The following is a 15,681-nucleotide window of genomic DNA, read 5'->3' as shown; positions in this document are numbered from 1 at the left end:
CGAGAGACGCCGGCCCACCCGGCGCGGGCGGCACCCGTGCCGCGGATCGCCCGTGGCCGCGCGGAACGAGCCAGAACGGAGCCGGAGGAGATGACCATCGAGAACACGTCCGCCGGGCCCGCCGAGCTGGTCGACAGCCACCACCACATCTGGCGCGCGGCCGACCTGCCCTGGCTCAGCGGCGAGCCGGTACCGCGGATCTTCGGTCCCTACGAGTCGATCCGGCGCGACTACCTCGCCGAGGAGTACGTCGCCGAGGCCACCGCCGTCGGCATCACCTCCTCCGTCTACGTGCAGGCCAACTGGCCGCTGGACCGGTCGCTCGACGAGATCCGCTGGCTGGCCGACGTCCACGCCGCGACCGGCTGGCCGACGGCCTTCATCGGCTCGGCGGACCTGTTCCACCCTGGTGCCGCGGAGGTGATGCGGCAGCAGGCCGCGCTCACCCCGCTGGTCCGGGGCACGCGGCTCCAACTGCACTGGCACGAGCGCCCGGAGTACCGGTTCGCCGCCGCTCCCGACCGCATGACCGACCCGGTGTTCCGCCGCAACATCGCCGCGCTCGCAGACCTCGGGTGGCTGTTCGAGCTGCAGGTGTTCAGCCCCCAGATGGCCCTGGCCGCGCAGCTCGTCGCCGACTTCCCCGAGACCACGTTCGTCCTGGTGCACGCCGGGATGCTGGAGGACACCGATCCCGCGACCGTCGAGGCCTGGCGGCAGGGCATGCGGCTGCTGGCCGAGCAGCCCAACGTGGTGGTCAAGCTGACCGGGCAGGGCACCTTCGTCCACCGCGTCGACCAGGGACTCATCGACCTGGTCACCGGCACCTGCCTGCAGCTGTTCGGTCCACGCCGGTGCACGTGGGGCAGCAACTTCCCCATCGAGAAGATCTGGACCGAGCTGCCACCCCTGGTGGCCGCCTGGCGACGAGCCCTCGCCGACCAGCCGGCCGACGTCCAGGACGACGTGTTCGCCCGGACGGCGCGCCGGGTCTACTCGCTGTGAACCGACCCGGCCTGCGGCAGGGCGGTGACACCCTGCCGCCGGCCATGGGACGTCAGCGGAGCGGGACCAGGTCCCGAGCGCTGCCGGTGACCGTGAGCGCGAGGCGCCGGCCGACCCGCAGCCCCTGGTCGGCGAGGGAGCAGGTCGCCTCGACGAGGCCCTTGGCGAGCGCCTGCCGTGCTGGACCAGCACATCCGGAGCGGCCGCGGCATGGACTGGATTCCACTGCCCCTGACCGAGACCCACACCACGGTTCCTCCCGCCGACCGGATCGGGCAACGGCTCATGCTGCTGATCTGCCTCAGCGGCGTCACCGTGCTCGGCGGCAGCATGACCTTCGTCCAGACCGTCGACGCAGGCCTGCGCCCCTGCCATGCCGCCGGGGTCGGCGATCGTCAACGTCGCCAGCGTGCTCGGCCTCGTCGCTCCCCGGTTCCCGCAGGCGTCCTACGCCGCGAGCAAGGCCGGCGTGATCGGGCTGACCCGCGACCTGGCGCAACAGTGGTCCGGCCGCAAGGGGATCCGGGTGAACGCCCTCTGCCCTGGCTACTTCGCCAGCGAGATGACCGCCGGCGACGACACGGTCCTGCGGGAGATGGTGGGTGCGCACAGCATCCTCGGGCGCTTCGGCGAGCAGCGCGAACTGGACAGCGCGCTGTTGTTCCTCGCCTCTCTCGCCTCCTCGTACGTCACGGGGACGACGCTGACCGTCGACGGCGGCCTCACCGCGGTGTGAGCCCGGAGCTGCCCGCTCCCCGGGACGGCGGTGGCCACCGCACCGGGGTGACGACCCGGGACGGGCCCGTACTGTGACGCGGGACACGGTGCATCGACGAGTGGAGACGTCATGGGCAGGCTCGACGGCAAGGTCGCCTTGGTCACCGGAGCGGCCCAGGGACAGGGGCGAAGCCACGCGGTCGAGCTCGCCCGGGAGGGCGCCGACGTCATCGCCGTCGACATCTGCGAGCAGGTCCCGGGAATGCCCTACCCGACCGGCACCTGGGAGAAGCTGCAGGAGACCGTCCGCGAGGTCGAGGCGCTGGACCGCCGGATCGTGGCGGCGAAGGCCGACGTCCGGGACTACGACGCCCTCGCAGGCGCGGTCGACGACGGCGTGACCCAGCTCGGCCGGCTGGACATCGTGGCGGCGAACGCCGGGATCGGGTCGCTCCCGCACGCCTCCCACGAGCTGCCGCTCGACGTCTGGCAGCAGATGATCGACGTCAACCTCACCGGTGTGTGGCAGACCTGCAAGGCCGCGATCCCGCACATCCTCGCCGGCGGCGAGGGCGGCGCCATCGTGCTGACCAGCTCCGCGGCCGGGCTGCAGGCCTACTCGCACATCTCGCACTACGTGTCGGCCAAGCACGGCGTGGTCGGCCTGATGCGCACCCTGGCCGTGGAGTACGGGCCGGAGCGGATCCGGGTGAACAGCATCCACCCGACCCAGGTCGAGACAGACATGATCATGAACGACGAGACGATGAAGGTCTTCGTCCCTGACATCCCGAATCCCACCCGGGCGGACTTCGAGCCGAGGTCGCAGGCCATGCACACCCTGCCGATCCCGTGGGTCCAGCCCATCGACATCAGCCGGGCGCTGGTGTTCCTGGTGTCCGACGACGCCCGGTACATCACCGGCGTGCCACTGCCGGTGGACGCCGGAGCCCTGGTCAAGTGACGTCCCGCGGACCGGCCCGGCACCCGGGGCCGGCCCGCGGGCCACGAGGTGTCGTGGCGCGGTGCGGGCGGGAAGGCCGACGTCCCTCGCGCCCCCACCCGCGCCGGCCGTGTCCTCCGTCCGTCAGCGGCGGGGCGGTGCAGCTCACATCCCCGCTGGGACCAAGTGCCCTGCAACGGACCCGGATCCCCCGGATCGTGGTGAGCGTGACTTCCGAACCGGCCCATCACGACCGGCCTCGGCCTGATCCCGTTCTCCGGGCCGGTCACGTGCCACGCGAGGACTGGACGGTCGGCGCCGACGCGGTCGCCCCCCAGCCCTGGGAGCAGGAATGGGTGGACATGCCGGCCGGACGCCTGCACGCGGTCGGCGGCGACGGGCTCGTCGACGGCCGCGCGGTCTGTCTCGCGCCGGTGACGCTGCTCGACCCCGCCGACTGGGCGTGGCCCGACGACGGCGATCCCGAGTGGCCGCTGTGTTGGACCTGCCTCGCGCTGACCCACTGACGTCGCCACCGCCGGCACCCACGGCACGCACGGCCCACAGCGGCAGGCGGCGATCGGGATCGAGCTGCCGGCCCCCCTCGTCGGGCTTCCTGGCGTTGGAGGCCGACCCTACTCCGCCCGGCGGGCAGCGACCAGCGGCTGTGACCGGTCGAGGTAGCGATGGAGGTACTGAGCGACGATCGCCCCTTCTCCGACGGCAGACGCCACCCGCTTGACCGAGTCGTGCCGGACGTCCCCGACGGCGAAGACGCCCGGGACATCGGTCTCCAGGTCGAACTGCGGTCGGCGGGGTCCGTCAGGAGCAACCGCCTCCCCGGTGAGGACGAATCCCGATGGATCCCGGGCCACGGTGCCTGCCAACCACTCGGTGGCCGGCCGTGACCCGATCAGCACGAACAGGGCATCGGCCGTGACGGTCTCGACCGCAGCGGTGCCGGCGACGCTGAGCTGCACGTGGTCCAGTGCGCCGCTCCCTCCTCCCCCGACGATCCGCACCCCGTACCGGACGGTGACGTTCGGTGCGGCGTCGAGGTCGCGGATGAGGTAGTCGGACATGTTGGCCGCGAGAGTGCTGCCCCGGACCAGGACCGTCACCTCGGAGGCATAGCTCGACAGGTGCATCGCGGCTTGTCCGGCGGAGTTCCCTCCGCCCACGATGAACACTCGCCGGCCCGTCATCGACGGGGCCTCGGACACCGCCGCACCGTAGAAGACGCCCCGCCCCACCAGGTCCTCCAGCTCAGGCACGTCGAGCCGACGGTACGCGGCGCCCACGGCGATGATCACGGCGCGGCTGCGAACGGCCGTGCCGTCGGACAGATCGACCACCTTGACCGCACCCTCACTGCGGAGGGCCGTCGCAGAACGCATGAGTCGGAACGTGGCCCCGAACGACCACGCTTGGTGGAACGAACCGTTGGTGAGTTTGTAGCCGGACACCCCGCGCGCGAAGCCCGGATAGTTGCGGATCAGCGATGTCGTGCCCGCCTGACCACCGACGGCCTTCTGCTCCACCACCAGTGTCGCGAGGCCTTCGGAGGCGGCATAGACGGCTGCGGCCAGGCCGGCGGGACCGCCCCCCACGATCGTCACGTCGAAGACCGCGTCCGGGGCCACCGGCGTCATCATGTCGAAGGCGTCGATCAGCTCCTGGTCGGACGGGTCCACCAGGACCCTCGGCTCCCCCGGGAACTGCAGCACCACGACCGGCAACCGGGCCGGCTGCAGCCCCAGATCGGTGAGCTGGCCGAGCCCTGCCTCTGATCGAGCGTCGTAGAACGCGAAGGGAACGTGGCCGCGGGTCAGCTCGTCCCGCAGCTCGAGGCTGCGGGGCGACGCGGGATCACCGATGACCTGGACCGGGTGGAACTCTTCACTCCGCGCCGTCCCCCACGTCTCGAGGATCTCCGTCACCGCTGCGTGGAACTCCTCGTCCCGGGCCTGCACCGGCCCGATGAGGTAGTTGTCGATGACCCCGGCCCGCAAGGCCTCGAACACCCGTCGGCCACTGGCGAAGTCTCCCCACCGCACCAGGGCCACCCGCTTGGCCGCCGGGTGCAGAGCGCGGGTCCGGGTGAGCAGCCCGATCCCGTCCTCCTCCGCCGGGACACAGTCGGCGAGCACCAGCGCCACCACCACACCCCGGTCGCGCATCGTGGTGAGATCGGTCAGGGCGTCGTCGGCCGTCTCCCAGGTGACGACGTTGTAGTCGCGCCCATACCGCTTCTCGATCTCCTCCCGGGTGGCTGTGCGTGCACGCCTGTCGCGGCTGACGACGGCGATGGTGGGAACGTCCTGTGGCATCGCCCCTCCCGGTTCGGAGGCCGGCGCAGGGACCCCCATCCCGGTCGCCCCTCCAGGATCTGCCGGTCGAGCTCGGCTACGGCTCGGGCTGGACCTGCTGGCGGCGTCTGCACGAGTGGGCCGAGGCGAGACGGGTCAGTCGAAGGTCACGGTCGGAGCGTAGGCGGGGATGTCATCGTCGATCGGCCCGTCGGCTCGCCGGAACAGTTCGTAGGCGTTCTCGCGGGTGATCCGGCCGTCGTCGTCCAGTTCGAAGATGTGGACGACGCGCAAGCTGACCCGGGTTCCACTCGGCAACGGGCAGTTCGGGACGTTGTTCTCGACGTCTCCGACGAGGGTCATGTCGGCGACCACGTCATCGACGACGCAGCTGTCCGTTGCGACGCGTCGGATCGGGGTCGGCGAGTGGATCTGGTAGCTGTCGAACATCGTGAGGTAGCTGGCCTTGACTGCTTCTCTGCCACGGAGGAGGACGCCGCGAGCCGGTGCTTCCCAGACGATCGAGTCGCTGTACAGGTCGATGGCCGTGTCGATGTCCTGCGGGTTCTCGTTGTGGAAGTGGGCGTCGACCACGGCCATGTTGCGGGCGACGGTCTGCTCCAGGGTCAGGGCGGTTGACGTCACGGGTGCCCCCGGGTGGCTCGGTGCGGTGAGCGTGACGCTAGCGCTGACGCCGGTCCGGGAGACGGGGCGCAAGTCCCTGTCCTGCAGACGCCCCGAGCACGTTCGAGACACCCGGAGGCCGCCGACAGGGACACGGGGACCGGCGGCCCTCAGGTTGGTTCCCGGTGTACGTCCGGGTCGGGTCCGTTCCCGTCATCGGACTGCCGTTGGCTGTTGCGGGTGGTTCGTCGGTCGGAGGTTGCTCGCACCGTCGTCCCTCCACCTGGGGTACAGGGGGTCAGGTCCAAGAGGTGGCTGCGGACGGGCGGCCGTCCTGGGGAGGAGTCCCGGACGGAGTCGCACTAGCCCCTCCGCGCCCCGTGCTGCCACTACGATCGCCTGCCACCGCCCAACCGGCGGAAGGGGCGGCCATGACGTCGATCTCAGGCACCCAGGCGGACCGCCGGCTCCTGCGGGAGAGCGGCGTGCTGCTACTGGGCGGGTTCGTCTTCGCCACCGCCGTGACGGTGTTGTTCCATCCGGGCGGGGACGAGGACGTCCACGAGGTGATCTTCACCGAGTACGCCGCGAGCGCCTCGTGGGAGTGGGTCCACCTCGCTCAGTTCATCGGGGTCCTGGCCGCTCTCGGCGGACTGATCGTCCTCCACCTGGTGCTTCGGTCGCGGGCGCCGAGGCTGTCGGCGTTCGCCGCCGGGTTCACCGTGGCCACGGCCGCGGTCTGGGCGGTACTGCAGGCGGTCGACGGGATCACCCTGAAGCAAGCCGTCGACGCCTGGGTCGCCGCCAGCGGCGCCGACAAGGCCGTTCGCTTCACCGACGCGGAGATCGTGCGGTGGACCGAGTGGGGTGCGCAGAGCTACTTCCGCGTGCTGCTGGGCGCGGCCCTGCTGCTGTTCGGGGCGGCGATCCTGACCACCCGTGTGCTGGCCGGCTGGGTGGGCTGGATCGCCGTCCTCGCCGGGGTCCTGTCGGTCGCAGTCGGGATCGACGTGAGCTACAGCGGCCTGGACAGCGGCCTGCAGCGGATCGCCGTACCGGCCTTCCAGGTGGTCGTGCTGGTGTTCGCGATCGGCGTCGTCGTGACCGCCCGCGGGCGGGGCGGGAAGACCGCCGCCGGCTGACGGCCAGCCAGGGGGCCGCCCGCCACAAGCCAGCAGGCCTGAGTCAGCCCGGTGGTTCGTTGGTCGCCGGACGAGGCTCGGAGCGCCTGACAGCCCGCTGGCCTGTGGAGTTGCTCCTGCGATCGGACTCGAACCAATGACCCTGCGAGTTGATCTCGACGTCGTCGGCAGCGGTGGGTCAGCGATGAATCAGCCGGTCAGCGGGCTCCTCCATCACCGGACGTCGTCGACTGTGGTTGGCGGTCGTGGGTGGTTGTTGGTCGTGAGCTCGTCCCGGTTCTCCCGCAGCAGCCGGCGCGCCTCGGCGTAGCCCTCGTCGCTGATCCGGCGGACCTCGCAGTCCACGCCGTCGAGCATGGCCTCGGAGACGCCGGCCACCCGCGGGTCGGCGTCCTTCGGCGGCACCGAGACCGGGCCGATGCGTCCGGACACGCCCCGCCGGCCGGCCACTGCGCGAGCGATCCTGGTGGCGCCTCTCCAGGTCGCTCTCCGCCCCGTGGTGACGACGCCGAAGACCTCCTCCTCGGCGGCCATCCCGCTCAGCGCGCCGATGATCCGTCCGCGCAGGTACTGCTCGCTGAAGCCGTACCTGTCAGCGTCCGGCGTGGAGGGGGGACGCCGAGCGCGTGTCCGCGCGGGATGATCGACACCTTGCACACCGGGTCCGCGCCCGGCTGCAGCATGCCGAGCAGCGCGTGGCCGCCCTCGTGGTACGCGGTCCGCCGGCGCTCCTCCGGCGGCATGACGACGTTGCGCTCCGCGCCGAGCTGGATCCGATTCCAGGGCACCGGCGAAGTCGCGCAGGGTCACCGCGTCGGCGCCGCGGCGAGCGGTGCCCAGCGCCGCCTGGTTGACCAGGTCGGCGAGATCGACCCCCGTCACACCGGGCGTGATCGCGGCGATCTCCCGTAGATCGACGTCGGCGGCCAGCAGCACCTTGCGCACGTGCACTTTCAGGATGTCGCGCCGTCCGTCGAGTCGGGCGCGTTGACCGTGATCATGCGGTCGAAGCGTGCTCCGCTCGTGCCCACCCTGCGTCACCGCGCTGCCTCGGGCGCGGCCGATCATGTCGATCTCGTCGATGAAGGCGATCGACGGCGCCACGGCCGAGTGGCGGCGGTGATCGGGCGGACCCGCCACATCTGGGCTGCCCGTCGACTGTTCGGCGTCCTGGGGCGCGGGGGACGGATCAGCGTGGGGACGGCGCGTCCCGGTCCACGGTCCACCGCCCGGGACGGCGGCCCGGCACGGGTCGAGCGCCCGCACCGCGCTCGTCCTCGGAGGCGAGCAGTGGCCAGACGCGCCACGTGCTCCACGCCAGCCCGCCGGCTGCGGCGAGGGCGACCACGGCCGAGCCGGCACCCCACGAGAGCAGCACGAGGACGCCGACCCCGAGGACCGAGAGCACGATCCGCGCCGGCGAACGCCAGACTCCGTCCAACCGGCCACCGCGAGCTCCCTCGGCGACAGTGCGGCCGTCGTCGAGGGCCCGCTCCAGTTCGGCGAGGACCCGCCGCTCCGCATCGCTGAGCACGATCGACCTCCCTCGGGGAGGGGTACCAGGACCCATTGACAGGAATATCGTAACACGATGTATCTTCGGTCGGGAGGTCGCCGGGCCCACGACCTCCCGACCGCAGAGCCGGACGCCCGGCAGGAGGAGGCGGACCTGATGACCGAGATCATCGAGATCGAGCCGCAGGGACCCCACCGGTTCGTCGTCCGCCTGCGAGACCGGGAGGAGACCGCCGAGTCGTGGTTCAACCTCTCCCCCGCCGTGCTCGACGACCTCGGCGTCGGGGCAGACGACGAGGAAGACCTCGTCCGGCGGACCGTCGCCCACCTGCTCGGCCACCAGGACGTCGCCGACTTCCCCAGCGTCGTCGAGCTCGAGGACGTCCTGGCCACCTACGACGACTACCGGGACTCGATCCGGTCGTCGGCCGGCCGCTGAACCCCGACGAGTGGACATGCCGCCGGACCCCCCCGAGGCCCGTCGACGCTCCGTCGAGCCGGCGGACGACGGCCCTCCTCCCGCTGCGGCCGACCCCGGGGAGCCCCTGACCAAGGAGGACTTCGAGGCCCTCGCACGGTTCCGGTTCGCCATCCGGCGCTACCTCCGGTCCAGCGAGGAGATCGTGCGAGGCCACGGCGCCACCCCGCAGCAGTACCAGCTGTTGCTCGCGCTCAAGGGCTTCCCCGGCCGCGAGTGGGCCACGGTCCGAGAGCTCGCGGAGCGCCTCCAGCTCCGGCACCACAGCGTCGTCGAGCTCGTGAACCGGGCCCAGGACCAGGACCTCGTCCAGCGCACCGCCCATCCCGACGACGGCCGCGCCGTGCGGGTGACCCTGACCGCCCAGGGCGACGACCTCCTCGCCCGATTGGCCGTCCTGCACCGCGACGAGCTGCGCCGGATGGAGTCCGCGCTGTCTCTCCCCTCCTGGCACACGAGAGCCTGAGTCCGCGCGACCCCGTCCGTCCGGAGACCGACCATGGACCTGCCACCCCCAGCGCTCTCACTCGCCGACGAGCACGCCGCCCTCGTCGAACAGGTCGGCACTCGCGCGGACGCCGTACTCCTGGCGGTCGAGGAGAACCGGTGGCCCGACGTCGAGTTGCGCCGCTTGGTCGACCACCTGCACTACGAGCTGCTCGACCAGGCCGGACAGGAGGAACGCCTGCTCTTCCCCCTCGTGGGCGGCTGCGCGGCGCCACGGGTCCGCCCGCTGCTCGCCGAGCACGCGGCCCTGCGCACCATGACCGAACAGCTGGGAGCTCTCGCCGTCGAGCCGGGACCCGACGTCGACCCGCTGGCCCGTGGCGTCCGTCAGCTGCGCCGCCTCCTGCAGCGGCACGTCGTCGAGGAGGAGCGGGCGCTGGCCACCGTCACCCTCGACGGGGTCGGCACGCGCGGCCGACCGCCGTGGTGCCGCGGATGGTGGGGGGCCCTCGAGGAGCCGGTGCTCGACCTGGACGTGTTCCCGCGGGAGTCCGCCGAGGAGGCCGTCGTCCGCCGGGTGACCCGGCTGCGCAGCGGAGACAGCGTCGAGATCCGCTCCACCCGGGGACCACAGGTGCTGCGCCGGGCCGTCCACCGCACCTGGCCGGTCGACGTGCGGTGGACAACACACCTGGCCGAGGGGCCGGAGGAGTGGCGGGTGCAGGCGATGCGGCGGCTCGACGGATGATCGCCCGGCCCGGACTCGAGCGCTTCCACCGGCGCGGTAAGAACCCGAGGCCGGGGCGACACGAACAGACCATGACGTGCCATCACGAGGGCCTCCCGGCACCCGGGACGACCGTGGTTCCCGACCGGTGGCCGGCCTCCGACGTCGAGGCGTGGCGACTGCGCCGGCTCCTCGACGCCGGGTTCCCGGCCGCACTCGCCCGCGAGGTCGCCACCACCCCGGGCATCGACCTGCACGCCGTGCTCGCACTCCTCGACCGCGGCTGCCCGCCGGAGCTGGCCGTCCGCATCCTGGCGCCCGTCGAGGTGGCTGACCACCGGCCATGACGACCGTCAGCCGCGACCGGTCGACGCGATCCTCGACCGACGAGGCGCCCCCGGCGCCGGAGGACTGGGTCACGGCGCTCACGACGCCCGGCCCGGTGCGCGAGCAGGCACTCCAGCGGCTGCACGCCCTGCTGCTCCGGGCCGCACGGTTCCAGGTCGCCCGCATGCCGGGACTGCGGGCCGCTGTGGGTGCGGCGCAGGTGGACGACGTGGTCAACCTGGCCGCCGACGAGGCGATGGTCGCGGTGCTGGGCAAGCTCGCGACCTTCGAGGGCCGCAGCCGCTTCACGACCTGGGCGTACAAGTTCGCGGTCCTGCAGGCCGCGGTGGAGCTGCGCCGTCAGGCGTGGTCCCGTCGGGAGGTGCCGCTGGACGCAGCCGCGTCGCTGGCCGCGCGGCGGCCCTCACCAGACCAGTACGCCGAGGGGGCCGACCTCGCGGCTGCCACACGGGACGCGATCGAGCGGGTCCTCACTCCCCACCAGCGGCGGATCGCACTGGCCCTGATCGTGGACGAGGTGCCGATCGACGTGCTCGCCGAGCGACTCGGCACCAACCGCAACGCGCTGTACAAGACGCTGCACGACGTCCGGGGCCGCCTCCGGGCCCATCTCACCGAGCTGGGCTACCTGACGCCGTCCGCACCGAGGAGAGGCTCCCGATGAACGCGGCCGATGGTCCGCTCTCCCCCACCGCCCTGCGGCGGCTGACGGCCGACCCGGGTCCCTGGCTGTCGTGCGACGACTGCTTCCGGCTGGTCGACCGGTACGTCGAGGACGTGCTCACCCACGAGGGCACTCCCATCGATGACGAACTCGCGGCGATGCCGGCGCACCTCGCCGGGTGCGCGGCCTGCTCCGAGGAGGCGGCGACGCTGCTGTTGCTCGCCGCCGCGGAGGCGGGAGTCGACCCGGCGGCGGCCCTGCGCCGGTTCCCAGGCTAGGCACTGAGGGTGTCCTCCGCGCCCTGCTCACCCCGGGGCACCTCCGGGCCGCCCGCGGCGCCCTCGGCGCCAGCCGACAGGCGCCCGTCGTCCTCGTCACGCAGGGGGTGGCTCCGCGCGTGGCCGTGCAGGCTCAAGATCCGTTCGGGCCTGGGCCGGGACGCCGCACCGCTGTCCAGCCACGCAGCCGAGGAGGCGCGCGCCCGCCGGCAGAGCTCGGCCGCGTGCCGGAAGTCGATCGCCGAGATCCGGAGTGGACACAGCGGCGGCAGCACGACGAGGTCCACGCAGTCCGCGTACTGCGCCACGTCGGTGATCAGCCGTTGCTGCACGAGCAGGCCGAGGGCCTGGACGGCCACCGCCAGCGGCCGGGTGGGCGGCGACGGGAGGGCGCAGGCGTAGCCGGTCGGCAGCACGTAGACCCGGTCCGCACCCAGGGCGACCGCCTGGGAGATGGCTGCGTTGTCGGCCAGCCCGCCGTCGACCAGGGTCAGACCGTCCCGCCGCACGGGTGGCAGGACGGCGGGTACGGCGCTGCTGGCCAGGACGGCGCTCAGCACGTCCCCCTCCGACAGCAGCACCTCCTCGCCGGAGAGCAGGTCGGTGGCGACGAGATGGACCGGGATCGAGGCCGCCTCGAGGCAGGCCAGACCGACGTGCTCTCCCACGAGGCGCGCCAAGCCGTGGGAGTCGCACAGGGAGTTCCGCGCCCCGGCGAGCGCGAGCACCATCCGCGGTGCCCTGATCGGGAAGACGTCGTCGCGCCGAAGGCCCGCCCAGATGGCGGCGAGACGATCCAGCGCGCCGGGCCCACTCCCGTGTGCCGCGAGGAAGACGGCGTTGAGGGCACCGGCGGAGGTGCCCACGAGGAGGTCGGGGCGGATGCGTCGCTCGGCCAGGGCCTGCAGCATGCCGACCTGGACCGCGCCGAGGCTGCCACCGCCGGACAGGACGAACGCTGTCGTCATCACCAGTCGCCTCCGCTCCTCTGCCGCGGCGGCACGGGGCCGACGCCGGGAACGGGCCGGCCTGCGTTGCGAGCCGCGTGTCCATTGGTGTCGGCGCGGCCAGGCGTCTTACCCCGGAGCGGGCGGTGACGCGGATGATGCCCGACCGGCGCCGGTCCGCGGGTCGACGCCGGTCCGCCGACCGCCCTGGCTGGCCAGCGCGGTGGAGACGACGGTGAGGGCCGGCTCGGCCGGCACGATCAGTGCGGGCCCAGATCCCGTGAGCGGCGGCACCACGGCATCCAGCTCAGCGGCGTCGCGGCGGCCGAGCCTCCGAGCGAGCGACGCTCCCGAGCCTGGGCGGTACGAGGACCATGCCTCTCGGGCGGCGATGTCAGGTGCTCCCGGATACCGGCACGCCGGTCGGCCGGCTCCTGGATACCGGCGGAGGCGACGCGAGAAGGCGGACGATGACGACATCCGGAGAGGGCGCCTTCGGAGCGGGGGACCGGCGGCCCACGGGTGCGGACCGCCGTAGCCGGACACGGTGTCGATCCAGGTGTGGACCACGTGCAGTTCACCGCCACGAAGCCGGAGCTCGGCTGTGGCGAACCGTCGCGCGGCCGCGGAGCCGGCCGAGCCGTCCACCCGACGAGCACCCGGCTGGCGGGTTCCTGCCGCAGGACGGCGCCGTGCGTGGACTCGTCGTCGCGCACGACCACCACTAGGCATCGAGCTTGCCGGTCTCGTCGCGGATGGTCGCCCCGGCGGCGGCGAGAGCGGCCTCCTGCTCCCGGCCGTGGTGGGCGCAGAAGACCAGGTCGTTGCCGCTGGGCAGCACGGCACGGATGAAGCCCTGCGCGCCGCAGGCGCCACGACCTGTCCTCCCGTTCGGACCGCCCACGACAGCGGGCGCGTCGCAGCGGTCGGTGAGCGTCAGAGGGGCGACGCTGGTCGCCGCGAACTCGACGTGCTCGTCCAGGATGGCAGTGGACACCTGCTGGCTCCTCCGGTCGGGGTCGATCGGTTCGGTTCGCCGGTGGCTTGCGCTCCGGCTCGCCGTGCTCGCGGGGACTCGGCGTGCGATCCCTCGGCGACGGACTTCCTCAGCGCCGAGCGCGGTCGCTCGGCTTCGAGTCCGACCATGCCCTGCCCGACGCCCGCCCGGCCAGGGACGGCGTCGGACAGCTGATGACCGCCCTCCTTGCCGAGTGTCAGCAACAGCTCCTCCGGGCTCTCACTCCGCTTCGCCGACCGACGTGACCACGACGCCCACGTGACGCAGCCCGAGACCCGCCCATCGGTCGGATGCTCGGCCGGGGCACGGCGGCCACAGTCGACCTGGCGCACGAGGGTTCGACTGCCGACGTCCGGCAACCGCGCGCCGGTCGGCCTGTCCTGCAGGACCCCTCCAAGCCGCCGGACGTCGGCAGCACACTGCGACGTGCGAACGCCGAGTCGGAGCCCGCGTACCCGATCACCGAGAAGCACGATCGGCCCCCCGACTCGCGGACCGGAGGTGCCGGGATGTGGCCGGCGCGGATCTCTCGACGAACAGAGGCTGCTCACCTCCGACGGGTCCGCAGTCGACCGCCGTCGGGATCGACCCGACATCGGAACGGCGTCTCATCGCACGGAGAAGGGAGTCAGATCTCGACCAACGTGGTCACACTCGACCGGCCGGCCCTCGACGGAGGGATGCGCCGGACACCCAGGGAGGAAGCAACTCACCCGCGACTGCCCACTGTCGCCGAGGTGATGACCCGCCACCCTGGGACTGTCGGTGAGCACGCGTCGCTGTTCCGCGCTTGGGGGCTCCTGTGGGAACAACACGGCGAGCACCTGGTCGTGGTCGATGAGGCCGCACGTCCCATCGGCGTTCTCGACGAGCGCGACATCGCCCTGGAGTGGCCGCCCGGGCCGCTGGGCGCGCACCACCTGCCGGTCCATCAGCTGCTGCGCTTCCGAACCGATCCGCGGGTGTCCGGCTCCGAGCACGTCGCAACGGGGGCCCTGACCATGCTCGACGCCCGCGCTGACGCACTCCCCGTCGTGGACGAGGACGGGCGATTGACGGGGCTGGTCACGGCGGGGCACTGCGTCGAACTCATCGCGTCCATCCGCTGCTCTCACGACGCGACACCGCCGGCCCTGACATCGGCGCCACCCGGCACGAACGAGAGGTGACCGAGATCCGGCTGCCCGTTGCTGACGAACGGGCGAGCAGACGCCCCGGGCCGCTGCCCGAGCTGCGCGTGGCAGCGGCTCTCTACCGGTTCCGGGAGAGCTTGTCCTTCCTGCCGGCGATCATCGTGCTCGCCGGTGCCGGCCTCGCCGGGGCCACTGCTGCCGCCGACCGGGCGCTGGGCGCCGACTCCTGCCTCCTGCTGCAGCCTCATCAGATCGCCCGAGCGCAACTCGGTCACGCCGCCGCTCGTCTCCGCGAAGTCCGCCCGTGCGGGATTCACCAGTTCGCCGGCGGGTCGCTGGCGGGAAAGGACTGCAGTCCCCACTCGTCGACGATGTCGGCCAGCCGACACCCCCGCCGGGCTCTCGTGGTCGGCCGGGCGGTGGGGACGTCGCTCCGTGCGACCTGGAGGTCCATTCCGGTGACTCGCGCGGACTCCGACTCAGCACCGCGGGAGAGGGTGAGGTACACGTCGGTTTCTCCATCCGTTCCGGGGATGGCCTCAGCGTGCTCTTGGGAGCTCGGTCCACCCAGGGCTTCCGCCGGTCAACTCGGATGCGTCAAGGCTGCCGATGGCCGGCAGGACGTGGCCGTGAACCGACCTCAGGTTCCGCCTACGGCGGCGGTCGTCCGTCCGGACGCGCCGGCCACCGGCCTGCACTGGTTGCAGGTGCTCGGCAAGTGGCCTCCTGACCACCTGTCCGGTGGGTGACCTCGAGAAGGGCATCCGCCCTCGCGCACTCTCCAGGGAGGAGCACGTGCGGGTGACGGCGGAGAGGCGGAAGACGATGAGTTCCCTGGTCCACCTCGGTCGAGCGGCCATGACGCGAGCCCAGCTGGAGGCTCCCAGGGAACGGGAGGCGGCTCACGGCACGCTGGTCCCTGCGCGAGGACCTGACCGCCCCGCGAGAACCGCGGCCGACGTCATGACCCGCCTTCCCGCGACCGTGCACCGGAGCACCTCGATGTGGACCGCCTGGGGTCGGCTGCACGGAGCGCGCACCCAGCACCTGGTGGTCGTGGATGACCACCAACGCCCGGCCGGGGTGCTGGACCAGCAGACCATGGCCCTGGAGTGGCCGCCGGGACCGCTCGGAGCGCACTGGACACCGGTCTTCACGTTGCTGCTCCGCGGGCGTGCCCGACCTCGGGTGAGGAGCAGGGACGACGTGGCGACCGTCGCCCGGACCATGCTCGACGCCCGGGCCGACGCCGTGCCGGTCGTCGACGAGGCAGGACGCCTCCTCGGCCTGGTCACGCTGTGGCACTTCGCCGCACTGGCCGCGGACGGCGGGCGGGGAGAGCCCCCGCGGCGATCCACGGCCCGGCCGACGGGCCGAGGATGACCG

Annotated in this window: 19 protein-coding genes; 13 read left to right on the top strand and 6 right to left on the bottom strand. The window is 72.5% G+C overall.

All coding sequences use genetic code 11. The annotated features are described in order from the left end of the window. Nucleotides 1-90 precede the first annotated feature (90 nt). From ACI782_RS19215 to ACI782_RS19200, 4 genes are all read left to right on the top strand, one after another. Entirely contained in the window at nucleotides 91-1,005 is a 915-nt protein-coding gene (locus ACI782_RS19215; RefSeq protein ID WP_456911684.1) for an amidohydrolase family protein, read from the top strand. A gap of 373 nt (nucleotides 1,006-1,378) precedes the next feature. After that, nucleotides 1,379-1,741, top strand: a complete 363-nt coding sequence (locus tag ACI782_RS19210; protein WP_456911683.1) for an SDR family oxidoreductase — start codon at nucleotides 1,379-1,381, stop codon at nucleotides 1,739-1,741. A gap of 111 nt (nucleotides 1,742-1,852) precedes the next feature. Beyond that, nucleotides 1,853-2,686 (top strand): mycofactocin-coupled SDR family oxidoreductase, encoded by an 834-nt coding sequence (locus tag ACI782_RS19205; RefSeq protein ID WP_456911682.1) that lies wholly within the window; start codon nucleotides 1,853-1,855, stop codon nucleotides 2,684-2,686. 269 nt (nucleotides 2,687-2,955) lie between these two features. After that, complete coding sequence (locus tag ACI782_RS19200; RefSeq protein ID WP_456911681.1) at nucleotides 2,956-3,192, top strand: hypothetical protein; 237 nt, start codon at nucleotides 2,956-2,958, stop codon at nucleotides 3,190-3,192. 108 nt (nucleotides 3,193-3,300) lie between these two features. Here ACI782_RS19200 and ACI782_RS19195 read toward each other — a convergent pair whose 3' ends face one another. Together ACI782_RS19195 and ACI782_RS19190 are read right to left on the bottom strand one after the other, a co-directional pair. Then, nucleotides 3,301-4,995: an FAD-dependent oxidoreductase gene (locus ACI782_RS19195; protein WP_456911680.1), complete on the bottom strand. Its 1,695-nt coding sequence runs from the start codon at nucleotides 4,993-4,995 to the stop codon at nucleotides 3,301-3,303. A gap of 135 nt (nucleotides 4,996-5,130) precedes the next feature. Then, complete coding sequence (locus tag ACI782_RS19190; RefSeq protein WP_456911679.1) at nucleotides 5,131-5,619, bottom strand: nuclear transport factor 2 family protein; 489 nt, start codon at nucleotides 5,617-5,619, stop codon at nucleotides 5,131-5,133. Between the two features lie 410 nt (nucleotides 5,620-6,029). On the opposite strand from ACI782_RS19190, the gene ACI782_RS19185 reads away from it, so the two are divergent. After that, nucleotides 6,030-6,740 (top strand): hypothetical protein, encoded by a 711-nt coding sequence (locus ACI782_RS19185; protein ID WP_456911678.1) that lies wholly within the window; start codon nucleotides 6,030-6,032, stop codon nucleotides 6,738-6,740. A gap of 213 nt (nucleotides 6,741-6,953) precedes the next feature. Here the strand turns inward: ACI782_RS19185 and ACI782_RS19180 are convergent, their stop codons facing one another. Both ACI782_RS19180 and ACI782_RS19175 read right to left on the bottom strand, forming a co-directional pair. After that, nucleotides 6,954-7,844 carry a hypothetical protein gene (locus tag ACI782_RS19180; RefSeq protein WP_456911677.1) on the bottom strand — a complete coding sequence of 297 codons (891 nt, stop codon included), beginning with the start codon at nucleotides 7,842-7,844 and terminating at the stop codon, nucleotides 6,954-6,956. Nucleotides 7,845-7,929: 85 nt separating this feature from the next. Then, on the bottom strand, nucleotides 7,930-8,274 hold the full coding sequence (locus ACI782_RS19175) for a DUF3040 domain-containing protein (protein ID WP_456911676.1): 345 nt from the start codon (nucleotides 8,272-8,274) through the stop codon (nucleotides 7,930-7,932). Between the two features lie 138 nt (nucleotides 8,275-8,412). Here ACI782_RS19175 and ACI782_RS19170 point away from each other — a divergent pair, with 138 nt between their 5' ends. The 6 genes from ACI782_RS19170 (at nucleotide 8,413) to ACI782_RS19145 (ending at nucleotide 11,197) form a co-directional block, all read left to right on the top strand. Next, nucleotides 8,413-8,694, top strand: a complete 282-nt coding sequence (locus ACI782_RS19170) for a hypothetical protein (protein WP_456911675.1) — start codon at nucleotides 8,413-8,415, stop codon at nucleotides 8,692-8,694. Between the two features lie 16 nt (nucleotides 8,695-8,710). Further along, complete coding sequence (locus ACI782_RS19165) at nucleotides 8,711-9,199, top strand: MarR family winged helix-turn-helix transcriptional regulator (protein WP_456911674.1); 489 nt, start codon at nucleotides 8,711-8,713, stop codon at nucleotides 9,197-9,199. Between the two features lie 33 nt (nucleotides 9,200-9,232). Then, nucleotides 9,233-9,928 (top strand): hemerythrin domain-containing protein, encoded by a 696-nt coding sequence (locus tag ACI782_RS19160; RefSeq protein WP_456911673.1) that lies wholly within the window; start codon nucleotides 9,233-9,235, stop codon nucleotides 9,926-9,928. Nucleotides 9,929-9,999: 71 nt separating this feature from the next. Beyond that, nucleotides 10,000-10,254, top strand: coding sequence for a hypothetical protein (locus tag ACI782_RS19155; RefSeq protein WP_456911672.1), 255 nt, complete (start codon nucleotides 10,000-10,002; stop codon nucleotides 10,252-10,254). Then, nucleotides 10,251-10,919: an RNA polymerase sigma factor gene (locus ACI782_RS19150; protein ID WP_456911671.1), complete on the top strand. Its 669-nt coding sequence runs from the start codon at nucleotides 10,251-10,253 to the stop codon at nucleotides 10,917-10,919. The genes ACI782_RS19155 and ACI782_RS19150 overlap by 4 nt, the downstream gene beginning before the upstream one ends. Beyond that, complete coding sequence (locus ACI782_RS19145) at nucleotides 10,916-11,197, top strand: hypothetical protein (protein ID WP_456911670.1); 282 nt, start codon at nucleotides 10,916-10,918, stop codon at nucleotides 11,195-11,197. Before ACI782_RS19150 ends, ACI782_RS19145 begins: the two co-directional genes overlap by 4 nt. Here ACI782_RS19145 and ACI782_RS19140 read toward each other — a convergent pair. Together ACI782_RS19140 and ACI782_RS19135 are read right to left on the bottom strand one after the other, a co-directional pair. Next, the gene (locus ACI782_RS19140; protein WP_456911669.1) at nucleotides 11,194-12,165 is read right to left on the bottom strand and encodes a patatin-like phospholipase family protein; all 972 of its coding nucleotides are present in this window, start codon (nucleotides 12,163-12,165) and stop codon (nucleotides 11,194-11,196) included. The genes ACI782_RS19145 and ACI782_RS19140 overlap by 4 nt on opposite strands. 703 nt (nucleotides 12,166-12,868) lie before the next feature. Continuing rightward, entirely contained in the window at nucleotides 12,869-13,141 is a 273-nt protein-coding gene (locus ACI782_RS19135; protein ID WP_456911668.1) for a DUF7455 domain-containing protein, read from the bottom strand. A 665-nt stretch (nucleotides 13,142-13,806) separates the two neighbouring features. Between ACI782_RS19135 and ACI782_RS19130 the strand changes: the two genes are divergently transcribed. Both ACI782_RS19130 and ACI782_RS19125 read left to right on the top strand, forming a co-directional pair. After that, nucleotides 13,807-14,331, top strand: a complete 525-nt coding sequence (locus ACI782_RS19130; RefSeq protein ID WP_456911667.1) for a CBS domain-containing protein — start codon at nucleotides 13,807-13,809, stop codon at nucleotides 14,329-14,331. 789 nt (nucleotides 14,332-15,120) lie between these two features. Next, the gene (locus ACI782_RS19125; RefSeq protein WP_456911666.1) at nucleotides 15,121-15,678 is read left to right on the top strand and encodes a CBS domain-containing protein; all 558 of its coding nucleotides are present in this window, start codon (nucleotides 15,121-15,123) and stop codon (nucleotides 15,676-15,678) included. The last annotated feature ends 3 nt before the right edge of the window (nucleotides 15,679-15,681 follow it).

This window comes from Geodermatophilus sp. SYSU D00703 (assembly GCF_054050155.1).
This window is presented reverse-complemented; position numbering and strand designations above follow the sequence as displayed.